At 60.0% G+C, this 17,176-nt stretch carries 15 protein-coding genes and 2 tRNA genes; 9 read left to right on the forward strand and 8 right to left on the reverse strand.

Annotated features, from left to right (window positions below; translation table 11 throughout):
* Window positions 1-102 precede the first annotated feature (102 nt).
* The gene (locus I3J13_RS02165) at window positions 103-1,497 is read left to right on the forward strand and encodes a cytochrome P450 (protein ID WP_196377879.1); all 1,395 of its coding nucleotides are present in this window, start codon (window positions 103-105) and stop codon (window positions 1,495-1,497) included.
* Between the two features lie 55 nt (window positions 1,498-1,552).
* Here I3J13_RS02165 and I3J13_RS02170 read toward each other — a convergent pair whose 3' ends face one another.
* The 3 genes from I3J13_RS02170 to I3J13_RS02180 form a co-directional block, all read right to left on the reverse strand.
* Window positions 1,553-1,756 (reverse strand): DUF3126 family protein, encoded by a 204-nt coding sequence (locus tag I3J13_RS02170; protein ID WP_003524869.1) that lies wholly within the window; start codon window positions 1,754-1,756, stop codon window positions 1,553-1,555.
* 141 nt (window positions 1,757-1,897) lie between these two features.
* Window positions 1,898-2,722 carry a serine O-acetyltransferase gene (gene cysE, locus I3J13_RS02175; RefSeq protein WP_035261225.1) on the reverse strand — a complete coding sequence of 275 codons (825 nt, stop codon included), beginning with the start codon at window positions 2,720-2,722 and terminating at the stop codon, window positions 1,898-1,900.
* Between the two features lie 200 nt (window positions 2,723-2,922).
* Window positions 2,923-3,699: an alpha/beta fold hydrolase gene (locus I3J13_RS02180; protein WP_035261230.1), complete on the reverse strand. Its 777-nt coding sequence runs from the start codon at window positions 3,697-3,699 to the stop codon at window positions 2,923-2,925.
* A 170-nt stretch (window positions 3,700-3,869) separates the two neighbouring features.
* On the opposite strand from I3J13_RS02180, the gene I3J13_RS02185 reads away from it, so the two are divergent.
* Entirely contained in the window at window positions 3,870-4,115 is a 246-nt protein-coding gene (locus I3J13_RS02185; RefSeq protein ID WP_035261222.1) for a zinc-finger domain-containing protein, read from the forward strand.
* A gap of 30 nt (window positions 4,116-4,145) precedes the next feature.
* Window positions 4,146-5,327, forward strand: coding sequence for an FAD-dependent monooxygenase (locus I3J13_RS02190; RefSeq protein ID WP_196377881.1), 1,182 nt, complete (start codon window positions 4,146-4,148; stop codon window positions 5,325-5,327).
* A 2-nt stretch (window positions 5,328-5,329) separates the two neighbouring features.
* On the opposite strand, the gene I3J13_RS02195 is transcribed toward I3J13_RS02190, so the two are convergent.
* Window positions 5,330-6,517, reverse strand: a complete 1,188-nt coding sequence (locus I3J13_RS02195; RefSeq protein ID WP_125145669.1) for a cystathionine beta-lyase — start codon at window positions 6,515-6,517, stop codon at window positions 5,330-5,332.
* A gap of 376 nt (window positions 6,518-6,893) precedes the next feature.
* Here I3J13_RS02195 and I3J13_RS02200 point away from each other — a divergent pair, with 376 nt between their 5' ends.
* The 6 genes from I3J13_RS02200 to I3J13_RS02225 all read left to right on the forward strand — a co-directional run bounded on the left by I3J13_RS02200 (window position 6,894) and on the right by I3J13_RS02225 (window position 12,070).
* Window positions 6,894-7,916, forward strand: a complete 1,023-nt coding sequence (locus tag I3J13_RS02200; protein WP_003524863.1) for an amino acid ABC transporter substrate-binding protein — start codon at window positions 6,894-6,896, stop codon at window positions 7,914-7,916.
* 106 nt (window positions 7,917-8,022) lie between these two features.
* Window positions 8,023-9,219, forward strand: a complete 1,197-nt coding sequence (locus tag I3J13_RS02205) for an amino acid ABC transporter permease (RefSeq protein ID WP_196377883.1) — start codon at window positions 8,023-8,025, stop codon at window positions 9,217-9,219.
* 2 nt (window positions 9,220-9,221) lie between these two features.
* Entirely contained in the window at window positions 9,222-10,379 is a 1,158-nt protein-coding gene (locus tag I3J13_RS02210) for an amino acid ABC transporter permease (protein ID WP_003524858.1), read from the forward strand.
* Between the two features lie 11 nt (window positions 10,380-10,390).
* Window positions 10,391-11,164, forward strand: coding sequence for an amino acid ABC transporter ATP-binding protein (locus I3J13_RS02215; RefSeq protein ID WP_003524857.1), 774 nt, complete (start codon window positions 10,391-10,393; stop codon window positions 11,162-11,164).
* A 303-nt stretch (window positions 11,165-11,467) separates the two neighbouring features.
* Window positions 11,468-11,542 (forward strand) — tRNA-Glu (locus I3J13_RS02220).
* Window positions 11,543-11,995: 453 nt separating this feature from the next.
* Window positions 11,996-12,070: transfer RNA gene (locus I3J13_RS02225), tRNA-Glu, on the forward strand.
* 128 nt (window positions 12,071-12,198) lie between these two features.
* Here the strand turns inward: I3J13_RS02225 and recJ are convergent.
* From recJ to I3J13_RS02245, 4 genes are all read right to left on the reverse strand, one after another.
* Complete coding sequence (gene recJ, locus I3J13_RS02230) at window positions 12,199-14,007, reverse strand: single-stranded-DNA-specific exonuclease RecJ (protein WP_127756171.1); 1,809 nt, start codon at window positions 14,005-14,007, stop codon at window positions 12,199-12,201.
* Window positions 14,008-14,101: 94 nt separating this feature from the next.
* Window positions 14,102-14,326, reverse strand: coding sequence for a hypothetical protein (locus tag I3J13_RS02235; protein WP_003524853.1), 225 nt, complete (start codon window positions 14,324-14,326; stop codon window positions 14,102-14,104).
* A gap of 187 nt (window positions 14,327-14,513) precedes the next feature.
* A complete protein-coding gene (locus I3J13_RS02240) occupies window positions 14,514-15,824 on the reverse strand; it encodes a homoserine dehydrogenase (RefSeq protein WP_035260791.1) in 1,311 nt (436 codons plus the stop codon).
* 60 nt (window positions 15,825-15,884) lie between these two features.
* Window positions 15,885-17,105 (reverse strand): LL-diaminopimelate aminotransferase, encoded by a 1,221-nt coding sequence (locus tag I3J13_RS02245; RefSeq protein ID WP_035260789.1) that lies wholly within the window; start codon window positions 17,103-17,105, stop codon window positions 15,885-15,887.
* Window positions 17,106-17,176 lie beyond the last annotated feature (71 nt).

A 17,176-nucleotide genomic window follows, 5' to 3' on the forward strand; every position in this document is an offset into this window, starting at 1 on the left:
AACCCGACCATTGAAATCTAAGGTATGCACCTTAAATACCCAGAATAAGGTATGCACCTTAACAGGAAATGTAAGTGTTCAACGCGGACAAAGGACCTGTAAATGACCGGAACCGACCTTCGCACCGCCTCCCCGGATACGCCCGGAATCGCTCCCGTCTCCAAATTCGCAACAGCCCGCGTCGCGCTGTCGCTCATCCGCAATCCGTTGAAGGCTCTGCCACCGGAGATTTTCAGCGAGCCGGCGGTCTTTACCCGTCTCGGCGGCGTCATGCGGGTTCATCTTGCCGACCCCGCGCTTATCCATGAGGCGCTGGTCAAGAACGCCCATCTGCTCGGCAAGGGCGAAGATGTGCGCCGCGCCCTCGGCCCCGCGCTCGGCCAGGGGCTTCTGACGGCCGATGGCGATCACTGGAAGTGGCAAAGGCAATCCGTCGCCGCAGCGTTCCGGCACGAAAAACTGCTGGAATTGCTGCCGGTCATGATCGACGCCGCGCGCCGCACGCAAGAGCGCTGGCGCTCATCGCCTGCCGGCGACATCGATATCGGCCATGAGATGATGCGGACGACCTTCGACATCATCGTCGAAACCATGATGTCCGGCGGCCACGGCATCGATATCGGGCGTGTCGAGCAAAGCATCACCGACTATCTGAAACCCACGGGCTGGACCTTCGCACTCGCCATGCTGGGCGCACCGGAATGGCTTCCGCATCCGGGCCGGCGCAAGGCGCGCACGGCGGTGGATTATCTTTGCTCCAGCCTGGCAACCGTCATTTCCGAAAGACGCCGGAAGCCAATCGAGAGGAACGATCTGGTTTCCATGCTGCTCGAAGCGAAAGATCCGGAAACCGGACGCATGATGAGCGACACGGAAATCATCGACAATCTCCTGACCTTCATCACCGCCGGGCATGAAACCACGGCCCTCGGCCTTGCCTGGACCTTCCATCTGCTCTCGCAAAACAGCGACGTGGAGCGCAAGGTCATCGACGAGATCAAAACCGTTACCGCAGGTGAACCGGTCGCGGCCGAACATATCGCCCGCCTGACCTATATCAGACAGGTATTTTCGGAAGCGATGCGGCTTTACCCGCCCGCCCCTGTCGTGACACGCACGGCGTTGCAGGACTTCAGGCTCGGCGAGCATGACATCCCCGCCGGCACCGTTCTTTATGTGCCGATCTACGCCGTCCACCGGCACACAACACTGTGGGAAGAACCCGACCGCTTCGACCCTTCACGCTTCGAGCCCGAAAGGGTCAAGGCGCGCCACCGCTATGCCTATATGCCCTTCGGCGCTGGCCCGCGCGTCTGCATCGGCAACGCCTTTGCCATGATGGAGGCTGTCGCAATCCTTGCCGTGCTTTTGCAGGACGTTCACCTCAAAAATAAAGGCCCGGCAGATACCGAGCCGCTGATGCGGGTTACCCTGCGGCCGGAAAACCGCCTGATGATGCAGGTGAGCAGCCGAAAAAACAAATCGCCCGCGGCGTAACCGCCACGGGCGACTGGTTCAGTGCGAAACTCCATCCGTCACCGGATGGTGACGATCACAGATCGACGTCGAGGATCGCCATGGAGAAGTTATAGGAGCGGTCGCCGTCTTCGTCATCGATATAAACGACGCCGAGAAACTCTTCGCCAAGATACACTTCGGCGGAATCGTCCTTGCGCGGACGCGCCTTGACCACCATCGTCGGGTTGAAGGTGCGCTTGAAATAGGCGTCGAGTTTTTTGATTTCGTCGGCTTTCACCACTATTCTCCTGTGCGGTTCGCGTTGGCCCGCTTTTGGCATGGGACAAAGGCCAAAGTAAAGTGAAAGCGGCAAGTCATCCGTGTCTTCCACACGGACGACCGTGAAAATGCCGGCCCCATCGGAGCGCGGCAGGGCCAGTCAGATATCGGCCCCGATAAGCTGGTCCATCAGGCGCGAGGGTTCGGAACACCCTGCTTCTCCCACCACACGCGCCGGCACGCCGGCAACGGTCGTCTTGGGCGGAACCGGCTTCAGCACCACCGAACCGGCAGCGATGCGCGAGCAGCTGCCGATCTCGATATTGCCGAGGATTTTCGCCCCGGCCCCGATCATCACGCCGTTTCCGATCTTCGGATGGCGGTCCGCCCCTTCCTTGCCGGTGCCGCCGAGCGTGACGCCGTGAAGGATGGAGACGTTGTCGCCGATCACCGCCGTCTCACCGACGACAAGCCCGGTGGCATGATCGAGGAAGATGCCCTTGCCGATGCGCGCGGCCGGATTGATATCCGTCTGGAAGATGCTCGAGGAGCGGCTTTGCAGATAAAACGCGAAGTCCTTGCGGCCCTTCTGCAGCAGCCAGTGGGCGAGCCTGTGGGTCTGGATGGCCTGGAAACCCTTGAAATAGAGGAGCGGCTCCATGAAGCGCGTGCAGGCGGGATCGCGGTCGTAAACGGCCTGAATGTCGACGCGCAGCACGCTCCCCCATTCCGGCCAGTCATCCAACATGTCCTGGAAGGTCTGGCGCAGAAGCACGGCCTGCATGTCGGGGTGATCGAGGAGTTCGCAGATACGGTAGATCACACATTCTTCGAGAGACCGGTGATTGAGGATCGTCGAATAAAGGAAGGCCGAAAGCAGCGGGTCCTGCGCCGCGGCGCTGCGGGCTTCATTGAGCAGGCTGCCCCAGATGGGATCGACGATCGCCAGCTGTTCGGGCTGACGGGCCTCGGTACGTGCGACCATGAATGGTCTCCTCGTTTGCAGTGGTCGTTCTTTATACAGAAAAAGACGTGCATTAGAAATGGGATTCGAATGACGACTTTAAAGGCGGCAAGGCTTCAGTTTTTCTTCATGCAGCATGAAAAACCGTTTCTTGCCGTCCTCAGCGTTGGCGCATTTCCGGACGGAAAACCGGGCTCCGCTTTTCCCGAAAATGCTCCGGGTCAAAGCGAGCGGTAAAATTCCAGCACCGCCGCCTTGAACACCCGGTCGCCGACGGCCAGCATGTGGTCGCGGCCGGGAATATCGATGGCCCGCGCATGCGGCATGATCGCGGCAAGCTCCGCACCGGAACCGGCGATATCGTCCTTCGTTCCAACCGCGATCAGCGTCGGCGCATCGATTTTCTCAGCCTGTTCGCGCGTGACGAGAACCCGCGACGTCTCGATACAGGCGGCAAGCGCCAGCCGGTCGCTTTTCGTCTGGTCGGCGAAGGCACGGAACATGCGGCCGCGCTCATGGGTGACGACATCGAGCGAAGGTGCGAGAAGCGCCTCGGCAATCGGATCCCAGTCGCCGACACCTTCGACCATGCCGATGCCGAGACCGCCGAAGACCAGCGAACGCACGCGCTCCGGATGCGCCATGGCCAGAAAGGCGGAAATGCGCGCGCCCATGGAATAGCCCATCACATGCGCTTCGGCGATGCCGAGATGGTTGAGCAGCGCCACCGCATCCCCGGCCATGACGGGCGGATAATAGGCTTCGGAATCGTGCGGCTTGTCGCTTGCGCCGTGGCCGCGATTATCGATGGCGATCACCCGGTAGCCCGCTTCGCCCAGCGTCTTCAACCAGCCGGGATGCACCCAGTTGACATTGGCGCTGGAGGCGAAGCCGTGGATCAGCAGAACCGGTTCGCCCGCCGGATCGCCCTCGTCGAAATAGGCAAGGCGAAGGCCGTCATGGGAAAAATCGGAAAACTGCGGCGTGTTGAGATTCATCAAGGACATCCTTTTTGCCGGACCATATGGCAGGAATTAGCAATGTTGAACATGTTTTGCTGACGATTTTTATGGAGATGCAATGCGTTTGAGGCTACATATCCGCAACGACGAGCCGGCACGCGAAGACGGATTGCGGCTCGATAACGATATTGCATTTGGAGACGAACATGGCCGGGCATTCCATTCCCCACTTCCAGAACGATGGCGGACACCGCATGATCGAGATCGGCGTCAAGGAATTCATGTGCACCGGCGCTTCCGTGCCCTACGATCATCCGCATATCTTCATCGATATGGGCGACGACAACGAGAAGGTCTGTTCCTACTGCTCCACCCTTTACCGCTACAATCCGTCGCTGAAGGCCGAGCAGACCAATCCTCCGGGCTGCGTCTTCCATGTGAAGGCCGCCTGACCTTCCACTTTTCCTGATCGGGGCGCACCAATGCCCATCAAATCCGTAGCCATTGTCGGTGCCGGCATCGCCGGTCTCACCGCTGCCCTTTCCTTTGCCCGGTACGGTATCGACTGTGACATCATCGAGCAGGCCGGTGAGCTGACGGAAGTGGGCGCAGGCCTGCAACTCTCGCCCAATGCCGCCCGCATTCTCGCCGAACTCGGCGTGCTGCCGGAAATCGAAGCGCGCTGGACCGAACCGGTCAGCGTCGAACTCGCCTCCGGAAAATCGCTCGCCACGCTGCTCTCGCTGCCGATGGGCGCGGTGGCGCGCACACGCTGGGGCGCACCCTATGGCGTGCTGCACCGCTCGACGCTGCAGAATGCGCTTCTCCAGGCGGTGACACGCAACCCGCTCTGCCGCCTGCATCTCGGCAAGCGCATTGAAAACGCGACGGTGGATGTGATTGCCGCAACCACCTTCCGTGACCATGATCTGATCGTCGGCGCGGACGGCGTCTGGTCGGCGGCCCGCTTCGCGGTCCCTTCCGCCCCCACAGCCACCTTCTCCGGCAATATTGCCTGGCGCTTCACCGTTGCCGCAAACGATGTGCCGTCAGCCATCAACAAAAGCGCCGTGACCGCCTATCTCGGTTCCGGCGGCCATATCGTCGCTTATCCGCTGAAGGAAGTCGGCGGCTTCAACATTGTCGCCATCGCGCTCGGTGCCGATCCCGGCGCAACCTGGCGGGCGGAATCGAGCGGGCGGCAGAAAGCCATGCTGCTGGAACAGTTTCGCGGCTTCAGCCCGGATATCGTCCGATTGCTCGATTCGTCTGAAAATCCCACCTTCTGGCCGCTCTATCAGGCCGGCCCGGGCCGCTGGCACAATGGCCGCGACACGGTGCTGATCGGCGATGCGGCGCATGCCATGATGCCCTTCGCCGCACAGGGCGCGGCCATGGCGATAGAGGATGCTTTCGAACTTGCGGGGGCGACGGCAGGCGGCAACGCCGAAAAGCCCCTGCCCTTGCCGCAGGCCCTTGCCAGCTTTGAGGCACTGCGCCTGCCGCGCATAGAAAAGGCCCGCAAGCGGGCCTCTCTCAATCGTTTTGCCTATCACGCCACAGGCCCGGTGCGTATTGCGCGGGACTTCGTGTTTTCCACGCGTCCCACCGACGCCTTCCTGAAGGACTTCGACTGGCTCTACGGCTATCGCGCCAAAGGCTGAGGTCAAACCCCGGCCGCTGCCGCAAACCCGGCCTCGAGGTCCTTCTTGAGATCGGCGATATCCTCAAGCCCGATCTGCAGGCGGATCACCGGCCCTTCCGACGGGCCCTTGGCAATGGTTCTGTCGACAAGCGAGACCGAAACGGCAAGCGATTCGTATCCGCCCCAGGAATAGCCGAGCCCGAAGAAGGTCAGCGCATTCAGGAAGGCGGCCGCCGCCTGCTTGTATTTGCCCTCTTCCGCCTTCAGCACGAAGGAGAAGACACCGCTTGCGCCCTTGAAATCGCGCTTCCAGAGTTCGTGCCCGGCAAAGCTCGGCAGTGCCGGATGCAGCACACGGACGACGTCGTCACGGCTCTCCAGCCATGTGGCGATATCGAGCGCGCTTTTCTGGTGGTGCTCCAGCCTTATTCCCATGGTGCGCATGCCGCGCAGGATCTGGTACGCATCGTCGGAGGTGACGCAGATGCCGAGATTGGTATTGGCCTGATAAAGCGCCTTCCAGTGCTTTTCATTGGCCGAAACGAAGCCCATCAGCACATCCGAATGACCCGAAGGATATTTGGTGGCGGCGTGAATGGAGACATCGACGCCGAAATCGAGCGGCTTGAAATAAAGCGGCGTCGCCCAGGTATTGTCCATCGTCACCACGCAATCATGCCGGTGAGCGATATCCGTGATCAGCCTTACATCCTGAATCTCGAAGGTGTTGGAGCCCGGCGCTTCCAGATGCACCAGCTTGGTGTTCGGCCGAATGAGAGCCTCAATGCCCTCCCCGATTGCCGGGTCGTAATATTCCACCTCGACACCGAGCTTCTTAAGCATCGTATTGCAGAAACGGCGCGTCGGAAAATAGACGGAATCGACGATCAGCGCATGATCGCCGGCGCCGAGATAGGCAAGGAACGGCACGGTGATGGCCGCAAGGCCCGAGGGCACGAGAATGGTTCCGGCAGACCCTTCCAGTTCGTTGACGAGATTACACAAAGCATCCGTCGTCGGCGTGCCGTGGGTGCCATAGGTATATTTCTGGTTTTCGGTCGAAAGCGTCTCCGCGTCGGGAAAAAGCACGGTCGAACCGCGCACGATGGGCGGATTGACGAAACCGAAACAGTCCGCGGGATCGTTGCCGCCATGGGTCAAGCGCGTATTCACACCTGCGGCGGAAAGCAGGTCATTTGTCTTGGTCATTTCAGATCAGCTTTCGAAGGAACATTGACGCGTGCGACAATGCTAAGACCGCAGCGCAAGGTCAAGTCCCGCAGGGACGCCTGAGCAGGTCGGATTGATCCATCGCCAACCAGAATACAAGAAGTATACAAATACTGTGCAAGTGCAAATTTCCGCAAAAATATGCTTATATTTTCACCCTTTGCACACTTCCCGACCAAAATTTGGAAAATTCCGTTTTATAGGCACAATTATTGCCCGCACGTCTTGACCCCGCTGCCAATTGTGATTGTGATAGAAAAAGCGGATCGAAAAAGATCTCGCTGAAGGGGGAGCTGGGGAAGACAAACATGCCGGTCCCCTTCCAAGTGACGATAACAAACAAAGGTTGGGAAAAATGAAAAAGGCAATTCTGTCAGCCGCCATCGGCGCAGCAGTTTTGGGAGGAGCCTCGGTCGCTTCGGCTGCGACGCTTCAGGATGTGAAGGGAAAAGGTTTCGTCACCTGCGGCGTCAGCGCGGGCATTCCGGGATTTTCCAATCCCGATGACAAGGGCGAATGGTCCGGTATCGACGTGGACTATTGCCGTGGTATTGCCACCGCGGTTTTCGGTGATCCTTCGAAAGCCAAGTTCGTCGCCCTTTCGAGCAAGGACCGCTTCCCGGCTCTCCAGTCCGGTGAAGTCGATGTTCTGACCCGTAACACCACCTGGACGATCAGCCGCGACACGTCGCTCGGCTTCAACTTCCGCACCGTCAACTATTATGACGGCCAGGGCTTCATCGCCAAGAAGAGCCTTAACGTGAAGTCCGCTCTCGAGCTCTCCGGCGCCGCCGTCTGCGTTCAGACCGGCACGACCACCGAGCTCAACCTGGCCGACTACTTCAAGACCAACAATCTGCAGTACAACCCGGTCGTTTTCGAAAAGGAATCCGACGCAACCTCCGCTTATGATTCGGGCCGTTGCGACGTTTACACCACCGACCAGTCGGGTCTCTATGCAATCCGTCTGAAGCTGAAGAACCCGGACGAAAACGTCGTTCTGCCGGAAGTCATCTCCAAGGAGCCGCTTGGCCCGGCCGTTCGCCAGGGTGACGACCAGTGGTTCGACATCGTGACCTGGGTTCACTATGCGATGGTCAACGCCGAAGAGCTTGGCGTCACCTCCAAGAATGTCGATGAGCAGAAGAACAGCGCCAATCCGGACGTGAAGCGCCTGCTCGGCACGGAAGAAGGCACCAAGATCGGTACCGATCTCGGCGTGACCAACGACTGGGCCTACAACATCATCAAGCTGGTGGGTAACTACGGCGAAGTCTTCGACCGCAACGTCGGCGCTGGCTCCCCGCTGAAGATCGAGCGTGGCCAGAACGCGCTGTGGACCAAGGGCGGCCTGCAATACGCACCGCCGGTCCGTTGATCGGCCCCATTACCGGCTAGATCATAAGGAGGCTGGGCAACGCCCGGCCTCCGCTTCAAATTATATAAATAAGCTCGCAAAGAGCACATAAAAGGGAAAGGTGCCTATGGCAGGCAACGCGGTCAGTTCGCAACGATCGCGCGCGCAAAGCGCGTCGTCACTTATCTACGATCCACGCATACGCGGCATTTTCTATCAGGTCCTGACAGTCGTCGTCCTGGCCGCCTTCGTCTGGATCATCGTGACGAATACGATCACCAATCTTCAACGGTCAAACATCTCGTCCGGCTTCGGCTTCCTCAACGGAAGAGCCGGTTTCGATATCGGCCAGTCGTTAATCGCTTATACCAGCGATGCGACCTATGGCCGGGCATTGCTCGTTGGCATTCTCAACACGATCCAGGTTGCGTTTTTCGGCATCATCGCCGCCTCGATCATCGGTTTCATCGTCGGCATCGCCCGGCTGTCCAACAACTGGCTGATTTCGAAACTCGCGCAGGCCTATGTGGAAATCTTCCGCAACATCCCGCCGCTGCTCGTCATCTTCTTCTGGTACAAGGGCGTCATCTCGGTTCTGCCGCAGGCGCGCGAGTCGCTCGAGCTTCCGCTTGGAACCTACCTCAACAATCGCGGCTTCTTCTTTCCCAAGCCGCTGTGGGGAGAAGGCACCTGGCTCGTGCCGCTCGCTTTCCTCGTCGCCATCCTTCTCAGCGTCTTCGTTTACCGCTGGGCGAAGGCCAGACAGGAAAGAACCGGACAGCAGTTCCGCACCGGAATAACGGCGACGCTTCTCATCATCGGCCTGCCGCTGGCGACATTTCTGGCGCTCGGGGCACCGCTGACATTCGACTATCCGATTGCAGGGCGGTTCAATCTCTCGGGCGGCGCGGTCGTCGCACCTGAATTCATGTCGCTGTTCCTGGCGCTTTCCTTCTACACTGCCTCCTTTATCGCCGAAATCGTTCGCGGCGGCATCAAGGCCGTGGCGAAGGGGCAGACGGAAGCTGCGGATGCACTGGGACTTCGCTCCAGCACCACGACGCGCCTGATCGTCGTTCCGCAGGCGATGCGCATCATCATCCCGCCGCTGACGAGCCAGTATCTCAACCTGACCAAGAACTCCTCGCTTGCGGTCGCTGTCGGCTTCGCCGACATCGTCTCGGTCGGCGGCACGATCCTGAACCAGACGGGACAGGCGGTCGAAGTCGTTGCAATCTGGCTGGTCATCTATCTCTCGCTGTCCCTGCTCACGGCCGTGGTCATGAACTGGTTCAATGCGAAAATGGCCCTGGTGGAGCGATAACGATGACGATCAGCAATCACGCATTCGTGCGACAGACCATCGAGGACGCCAAACCCGCGCCCTCGAGCGCCGTCGGCTTCGGCCACTGGCTGCGCACCAAACTTTTCGCCACGCCGAAGGACACCGTCCTGACGGTTATCGCCCTTGCCCTGCTCGCCTATCTGGTGCCGCCGATCATCAAGTGGCTGTTCATCGACGCGGTATGGACCGGCAGCGATCGTATCGCCTGCCTGACCGCTTCGCAGGGCGGTGCACTGCCGGACGGCCAGTCCGGTGCGTGCTGGGCTTTCGTTTCGGCGAAGCTCGGCCAATTCGTCTTCGGCCGCTATCCGATCGACGAACGCTGGCGTCCCATCCTGGTGATGGTGGCGTTCGCCATCCTGCTGATACCGATGCTGATTCCAAAAGCGCCGTTCAAGCGACTGAATGCGCTGGCGCTTTTCATCATCCTGCCCTTCATCGCGTTTTTCCTGCTCATCGGCGGCGTCTTCGGCCTGCCGAAGGTGGAAACGCAACTCTGGGGCGGACTGATGGTGACCCTCATCCTGTCGTTCTTCGGGATCACGGTGTCGCTCCCCTTCGGCATTCTTCTGGCGCTCGGCCGGCGGTCGAACCTGCCGGTGATCAAGATGCTCTGCGTGCTCTTCATCGAAGTCATCAGAGGCATTCCGCTGATCACCGTCCTGTTCTTCGCCAGCATCATGCTGCCGCTGTTCCTGCCCGACGGCTGGACCTTCGACAAGTTCCTGCGCGCGCTCGTCGGCGTGTCGCTGTTCTCCTCGGCCTATATGGCGGAGGTGATCCGCGGCGGCCTGCAGGCCATTCCGAAGGGACAATATGAAGGTGCGGATTCGCTCGGCCTGAACTACTGGCAGAAGACGAGACTGATCGTGCTGCCGCAGGCGCTGAAGCTCGTCATTCCGGGCATCGTCAACACCTTCATCGGGCTGTTCAAGGACACGTCGCTGGTCTCGATCATCGGCATGTTCGACCTGCTCGGCATTGTCACACTCAACCAATCGGATGCGAACTGGGCCACGCCCGTCACCGCCATGACTGGCTATATTTTCGCAGGCTTCGTATTCTGGATATTCTGCTTCGGCATGTCGCGTTATTCGCTGTTCATGGAACGGCACCTCGACACCGGGCATAAACGATAAGGGACGCTCAAATGGCAGAAACCCAAGCAAAAAAACTGACCGTCTCGACAACGGACGTGGCGATCGAACTCATCGGCATGAACAAGTGGTATGGCGACTTCCACGTGCTGCGCGATATCAACCTGAAGGTCATGAAGGGCGAACGCATCGTCATCGCCGGCCCTTCGGGCTCCGGCAAATCGACCATGATCCGCTGCATCAACCGGCTTGAAGAACATCAGTCGGGCACGATCAATGTCGATGGCATCGAGCTCACCAACGACCTGAAGAAGATCGATGAGGTGCGTCGTGAAGTCGGCATGGTGTTCCAGCACTTCAACCTCTTCCCGCATCTGACGATCCTCGAAAACTGCACGCTGGCGCCGATCTGGGTTCGCAAGATGCCCAAGAAGGAAGCCGAAGAAGTGGCGATGCACTATCTGAAGCGCGTCAAGATCCCCGAGCAGGCGAACAAATATCCCGGCCAGCTCTCCGGCGGCCAGCAGCAGCGCGTGGCGATTGCCCGCTCGCTCTGCATGAAGCCGAAGATCATGCTGTTCGACGAGCCGACCTCGGCGCTCGACCCGGAAATGGTCAAGGAAGTGCTCGATACCATGGTGAGCCTTGCCGAAGATGGCATGACGATGCTGTGCGTCACCCACGAAATGGGCTTCGCCCGCCAGGTGGCAAACCGCGTCATCTTCATGGACCAGGGCCAGATCGTCGAACAGAACTCGCCCGCCGAATTCTTCGACAATCCGCAGCACGAGCGCACCCGGCTGTTCCTCAGCCAGATTCTGCACTGAGACTGCGATCGACACGTATATCGAGCGGGGCCGTTTCGGCCCCGTTTTCGTTTCTGGAGACCTGCTGAGATCGTTATCTCCATGCACGAGCGCGCAGATTTCGATTCCGTGATTCCACCGTTCCCAAAGCGCCAAGAGCACGAAAATGGGCGCGGCGCCGCAGTTTAACCATTTGTTACGAAACAGGAATCCTTGTTTTTCAGGGCTTCTGGCGGCTCATGTCATTTTTTTGTCAAATCATGCATTTTTCCGCTTGCAGACCTTCGGGAGCCTGACTATAAGGGCGCCACACCACAAGCGCACGCGCCCTTCGTCTATCGGTTAGGACGTCAGATTTTCATTCTGAAAAGAGGGGTTCGACTCCCCTAGGGCGTGCCACTTGCCTTCGTGTTCTTCCCCTTCAAAATATGACAGCATCGCATCAGCTCGCAAATTCGTCACGCGTGATCAATGCGCCGGAACCGATTCCCGCCGGGCACGTTAGAATGCTGTCCCCCCGATGGAAGGCAAGCCGGACGAAACGCCAACAGGCAAATCAACCCGGCTTGCCTTTCCCCTTCAGCCCTCCCCACAGCGTCCGTTTCATCCAGCCGGCAGCCTATGCCAGCTAAGGGTTGGAAAACTGCGTCCCCGGCCCTCCCGCAAGGCATGGGGGCATTACTGACGCGCAGCGATAGGGGCGATATTTCAAGACCTTGGCCAGTTCTGGCGCAGTTTTCCACAGCCCTTCCGGCCTCCATAAAAAAACTCGTCACGAAGCGAGAAAAATCAATTTTTCCGCTTGCGGACCAACCGGAGCCTGACTATAAGGGCGCCACACCACAAGCGCACGCGCCCTTCGTCTATCGGTTAGGACGTCAGATTTTCATTCTGAAAAGAGGGGTTCGACTCCCCTAGGGCGTGCCACTTGCTTCTCATGTAAAATCAGCTGCCTGCACGAAAATCTTCACGCATCGCGTAAAGAAGTCTCGTTGCACCTTATCCACTCGCCTGGGCCGGTGTCCGGTGAAATTCCAAGATAGCTGGAAGGCCCGTCAGGGCGCGAAAGCCGCGTCCAGAACGCGCAGTTGAACGCGCCTCTGGCCCTGCCAGAGATCGGCGCCCACGGTGCCGGCGACGTGAATATTCCGGCCGCGTGCATTCAGCAGCATCTGCCCCAGAGGCGCTTCTGCGGCGCGAAACGCGATACCGTCCAGTCGCGAGCCGTCCATGGCCTCCAGCGTGATCTTGACGTGAGCTGTACCCACAAGCCGCACATCGCGCAGACGATGCGCCGGCACGGCAAAGATGGGCTGCGAATGACCGGAGCCATATGGACCGGCCTGCTCCAGCTGGTCGACAAGCTGCAATGTCGCGCCCGACGCGCCGATAGCGCCGTCGATCTTCAGCACGCTGCTTTCCACCAGCTCGTTCACGGTCTTTGCCGCCGCCTCCTCGAAGAAAGTCCTGAGCTTGCCGAGATTGGCGCGCTCCACCGTCAGGCCGGCTGCCATGGCGTGACCGCCACCCTTGACCAGCAAACCGGCCTCCACGGCGGCGCGCACCATGCGCCCCATATCGAAGCCGTTGATCGAACGGCCGGAGCCGGTGCCCTTGCCGGAAGGATCGAAGGCAATGGCGAAGGCGGGACGGCGGAAGCGATCCTTCAGACGCGAGGCAAGCAGACCGACAATGCCGGGATGCCAGTTTTCACGCGCAGTCACGATGACGCCCGCACCCGAGCCGTCGCCATATTCGAACAGCGCCTCCGCTTCTGCTTCCGCCAACATGGCCGCTTCCATGGCCTGCCGCTCGCGGTTCAGCTCATCCAGCCTCTCGGCAATGACCTCGGCCTGCGACGCATCGTCGATGGTCAGGAGACGGCTGCCGAGCGCAGCGTCGCCGATGCGGCCGCCGGCATTGATGCGCGGCCCGATCAGGAAACCGAAATGATAGGGCGTCACAGGCCCGCCCAGCCCCGCCTTCTTGAACAAGGCGGCAAGCCCGGCATTGTTCATATGGCGCGCGGCAATCAGCCCCTTCACCACATAGGCGCGGTTGAGCCCCTTCAGCGGCACCACATCGCACACGGTGGCAAGCGCGACGATATCGAGAAGCGACAGCAGATCCAGCGTGAAAGCCTGCCTGTGCCGCTTCTCTTTCAACAGCCGCAGGGTGGCCACCAGCACGAGGAACACGACGCCGGCGGCGCAGAGATGCCCCTGCCCCGAAAGATCGTCCTCGCGGTTGGGATTGACCAGCGCCACGGCCGGCGGCAGTTCCGTGCCGACCTGATGGTGGTCGATCACAACGACATCCGTTCCCGCATCCCTGGCGGCCTTCAGCGATTCATGGCTGGTGGAGCCGCAATCGACCGTCACGATCAGCGTCGCACCATTGGCGGCAAGCTGCTGCATCGCCGCCGGGTTCGGCCCGTAGCCCTCGAAAATACGGTCGGGAATATAGATTTCCGGTGTCAGACCGAAATGCGCGAGAAACCGGTACATCAAAGCGGAGGAAGCAGCGCCGTCGACGTCGTAGTCGCCAAAGATCGCCACCTTCTCGCCTGTCTCGATGGCGCGCACCAGCCGCTCGGCGGCCTTTTCGCAATCGGTCAGCACATGCGGATCGGGCATCAGGGAACGAATGGTCGGATCGAGGAACGCCAGGGCGTCATCGACACCCACACCGCGCCCGGCAAGCACCCGTGCGATTAGTTCTGGAATGGCGTGGATCTGGGACATGGCCAGCGCGCGGTTCTGCCCGGCCTGATCCAGCCGCGACACCCAGCGCTGTTCTGTCGCCGACCGCTCCACGCTTAGAAACGCGCGGGCCACGGTATCGGCCGGCTCCATCATTGCCATCCTGTCCATTCATCCTGTCATGCGCCCAATCGCGCTTTAAAACGGGCTAAATGGCGATGGCGCGTTTTTCAAGCAAAAACGCGCAGATGAGGATTCACACCGAAAAAATCGAGAAAAACGGGCTGACGATCGAGACGGCGCCAACAAGCAGCAGCAGCGAGAACACGGCAAGCGAACACCAGTTGCGCTCATGCTCCCCCATATCGAATTCCATGCTGCGGATATTGTCATTGGCATTGTGAGGCCGCGCCCGGTGATGGGCGGCCGCAACGCCTGCACGCTTATTGTCCTTGAACAGGATGATCGATGTCACGGCCACGCCTCCCTCGCTTGGTGAACAGGATTAACCATAGTGCCGAATCGCCTTGTTTTCCAGCGCTTCCGACGCCGTCCCCCCAAATTTTATGGGCGCGAGATTCCCGACATGATGCGGGCAGCCATAGAACGAAAAACCGCGCCTCCATCCGGAAGCGCGGCCCTCGATAACATCAAGATGACGAAGCGCCTCAGGTGCGCTCGATGCGGATGACCTGCGGCTCGCTGACGAGATATTTCTCGTTCTTGATCGCCTTCACGGCCTTGCGGATCGCATCTTCCATCGTCGCATGGGTAACAAGGATGATGGTCTGCGGCGCGCCTTCCACATGCACGCGCTGGCGCTGCACGATGGATTCCAGCGAGATGTTGTTATCCGCCATGCGGGTGGCGATGGAGGCGAAGACGCCGGCCTGATCCTTCACCGTGAGGCGAATGAAATAACCACCCTCGTGGCTCTTCATCTTGGCGCGTCGATATTCCGTCAGCGATTTCGCCGGACGGCCGAGAACGGGCACCTGCTGGGCGCCCGGACGGCTCTTGGCGATATCGGCAATGTCGCCGAGCACGGCGGACGCCGTGGCGTTGCCGCCCGCACCCGGACCAACCATCAGCAATTCGCCGAGAATGTCGGATTCGATCGCCACCGCATTGGTGACGCCATCCACCTGGGCGATAACGGAATCGAGCGGCACCATGGTCGGATGCACGCGCTGCTCGATGCCGGATTCCGTCACCTGCGCCACGCCGAGAAGCTTGATGCGGTAACCGAGTTCGGCGGCCGCCTGAATGTCCTCGCTGGAGATATTGGTGATGCCTTCGAGATAGATGTCATCGGCCGAAATCTTGTTGCCGAAGGCAAGTGTCGTCAGGATGGCCAGCTTGTGGGCCGTATCGTTACCCTCGATATCGAAGGCCGGATCGGCTTCGGCATAACCCAGCCGCTGCGCTTCCTTCAGACAGGCCTCGAAGGACAGCCCTTCCTTCTCCATCTTGGTGAGGATGTAATTGCAGGTGCCGTTCATGATGCCGTAGATGCGCGACACATGGTTGCCGGTGAGAGACTCACGCAGGGCCTTGATGACGGGGATACCGCCGGCCACCGCCGCTTCGAAATTGAGAAGCGCGCCCTTGTCTTCGGCAATGGTCGCCAGTTCGACGCCGTGCTTGGCCAGCAGCGCCTTGTTGGCTGTCACCACATGGAGACCGCGTGCGAGCGCGGCGCGCACCGCATTTTCCGCCTGACCGGAAGCGCCGCCGACCAGTTCGACGAAGACGTCGATCTCGGCTTCGCTCGCCAGCTGCTCCGGCGTGTCGAACCAGGTAATACCCGTGAGATCGATGCCGCGGTCGCGCGAACGGTCGCGCGCGCTCACCGCAATAATCTCAATCGCGCGTCCGCAGGTAATCGCAAGTTCGTTGCTTCTCTGCTGGAGGATGCGCACGAGCGAAGCGCCGACAGTGCCGAGCCCCGCTATGCCGATTCTCAATGAATCTGCCATGGGTATGTTCCTGATTGCTGTTGATGTTGGCGGCCGGGACCCGGCCGCCTTGGGTTGCCCTTATCTGTGGGCGTTGAGCGAAACGACGTTATGCATCGTTTCGTCTGCGCTCGACAGGAAACGCTTCAGATTGCGCGCTGCCTGACGAATTCGATGCTCGTTTTCCACGAGCGCGAGACGGACGTAATCGTCACCCATCTCGCCAAAGCCGATGCCGGGAGCAACGGCGATATCTGCCTTCTCGACCAGAAGCTTGGAGAATTCCAGGCTGCCGAGATGGCGGAACTTTTCCGGGATCTTCGCCCAGGCGAACATCGTTGCCGCCGGCGGCGGAACTTCGAAACCGGCCTTGCCAAACGTGTCGACCATGACGTCGCGGCGGCGGCGATAGACATTGCGCACTTCGGCGATGTCGGAACCGTCACCGTTCAGCGCATGGGTCGCCGCAACCTGGATCGGCGTGAAAGCGCCGTAATCGAGATAGGACTTCACGCGCGTCAGCGCCGCGATCAGACGCTCGTTGCCGACGGCAAAGCCCATGCGCCAGCCGGGCATGGAGAAGGTCTTCGACATGGAGGTGAACTCCACCGCAACGTCGATTGCGCCGGGAACTTCGAGAACCGAAGGCGGCGGATTGTTTTCGTCGAAATAGATTTCCGAATAGGCAAGGTCGGAAAGCACGATGATCTCGTGCTTCTTCGCAAAGGCGATGACGTCCTTGTAGAAATCGAGCGAAGCGACATGCGCCGTCGGGTTCGACGGGTAGTTGACGATCAGCGCCAGCGGCTTCGGGATGGAGTGGCGCACGGCGCGCTCCAGCGGTCCGAAGAAGCTGTCATCCGGTTCGACATTCATCGAACGGATAACGCCGCCCGCCATCAGGAAACCGAAGGCATGGATCGGATAGGTGGGGTTCGGACACAGGATCACGTCACCCGGCGCGGTGATGGCCTGCGCCATATTGGCGAAGCCTTCCTTGGAGCCGAGCGTAGCGACGACCTGCGTGTCGGGGTTCAGCTTCACGCCGAAACGGCGGGCATAATAGGCTGCCTGCGCGCGGCGAAGGCCGGGAATGCCCTTGGACGAGGAATAACGATGGGTGCGCGGGTCCTGAACGACCTCGCAAAGCTTGTCGACGATGGCCTTCGGGGTCGGAAGGTCGGGATTGCCCATGCCGAGATCGATGATATCGGCCCCGGCCGCTCGCGCGCTCGCTTTCAAACGGTTGACCTGTTCGAAGACGTATTGCGGCAGACGCCGGACCTTGTGAAACTCTTCCATCTCTTTCCTCATGGGAATGGACCGGTTCTGCCGGCCCATAACGAAGGTTCGTTTTTTGTTGTTAAACGCCG

It is taken from the genome of Agrobacterium leguminum, assembly GCF_015704895.1.
In the GTDB taxonomy this organism is placed as follows: Bacteria; Pseudomonadota; Alphaproteobacteria; order Rhizobiales; family Rhizobiaceae; genus Agrobacterium; species Agrobacterium leguminum.

What these genes read in the sequence shown, in the direction of transcription:
- I3J13_RS02245 (WP_035260789.1), bottom strand. Translation starts at nt 17,105, where the DNA reads ATGGAAGAGTTTCACAAGGTCCGGCGTCTGCCGCAATACGTCTTCGAA.
- I3J13_RS02165 (WP_196377879.1), top strand. Translation starts at nt 103, where the DNA reads ATGACCGGAACCGACCTTCGCACCGCCTCCCCGGATACGCCCGGAATC.
- I3J13_RS02200 (WP_003524863.1), top strand. Translation starts at nt 6,894, where the DNA reads ATGAAAAAGGCAATTCTGTCAGCCGCCATCGGCGCAGCAGTTTTGGGA.
- I3J13_RS02190 (WP_196377881.1), top strand. Translation starts at nt 4,146, where the DNA reads ATGCCCATCAAATCCGTAGCCATTGTCGGTGCCGGCATCGCCGGTCTC.
- I3J13_RS02210 (WP_003524858.1), top strand. Translation starts at nt 9,222, where the DNA reads ATGACGATCAGCAATCACGCATTCGTGCGACAGACCATCGAGGACGCC.
- I3J13_RS02180 (WP_035261230.1), bottom strand. Translation starts at nt 3,699, where the DNA reads ATGAATCTCAACACGCCGCAGTTTTCCGATTTTTCCCATGACGGCCTT.
- I3J13_RS02205 (WP_196377883.1), top strand. Translation starts at nt 8,023, where the DNA reads ATGGCAGGCAACGCGGTCAGTTCGCAACGATCGCGCGCGCAAAGCGCG.
- I3J13_RS02195 (WP_125145669.1), bottom strand. Translation starts at nt 6,517, where the DNA reads ATGACCAAGACAAATGACCTGCTTTCCGCCGCAGGTGTGAATACGCGC.
- I3J13_RS02240 (WP_035260791.1), bottom strand. Translation starts at nt 15,824, where the DNA reads ATGGCAGATTCATTGAGAATCGGCATAGCGGGGCTCGGCACTGTCGGC.
- cysE (WP_035261225.1), bottom strand. Translation starts at nt 2,722, where the DNA reads ATGGTCGCACGTACCGAGGCCCGTCAGCCCGAACAGCTGGCGATCGTC.
- I3J13_RS02215 (WP_003524857.1), top strand. Translation starts at nt 10,391, where the DNA reads ATGGCAGAAACCCAAGCAAAAAAACTGACCGTCTCGACAACGGACGTG.
- recJ (WP_127756171.1), bottom strand. Translation starts at nt 14,007, where the DNA reads ATGGCAATGATGGAGCCGGCCGATACCGTGGCCCGCGCGTTTCTAAGC.
- I3J13_RS02185 (WP_035261222.1), top strand. Translation starts at nt 3,870, where the DNA reads ATGGCCGGGCATTCCATTCCCCACTTCCAGAACGATGGCGGACACCGC.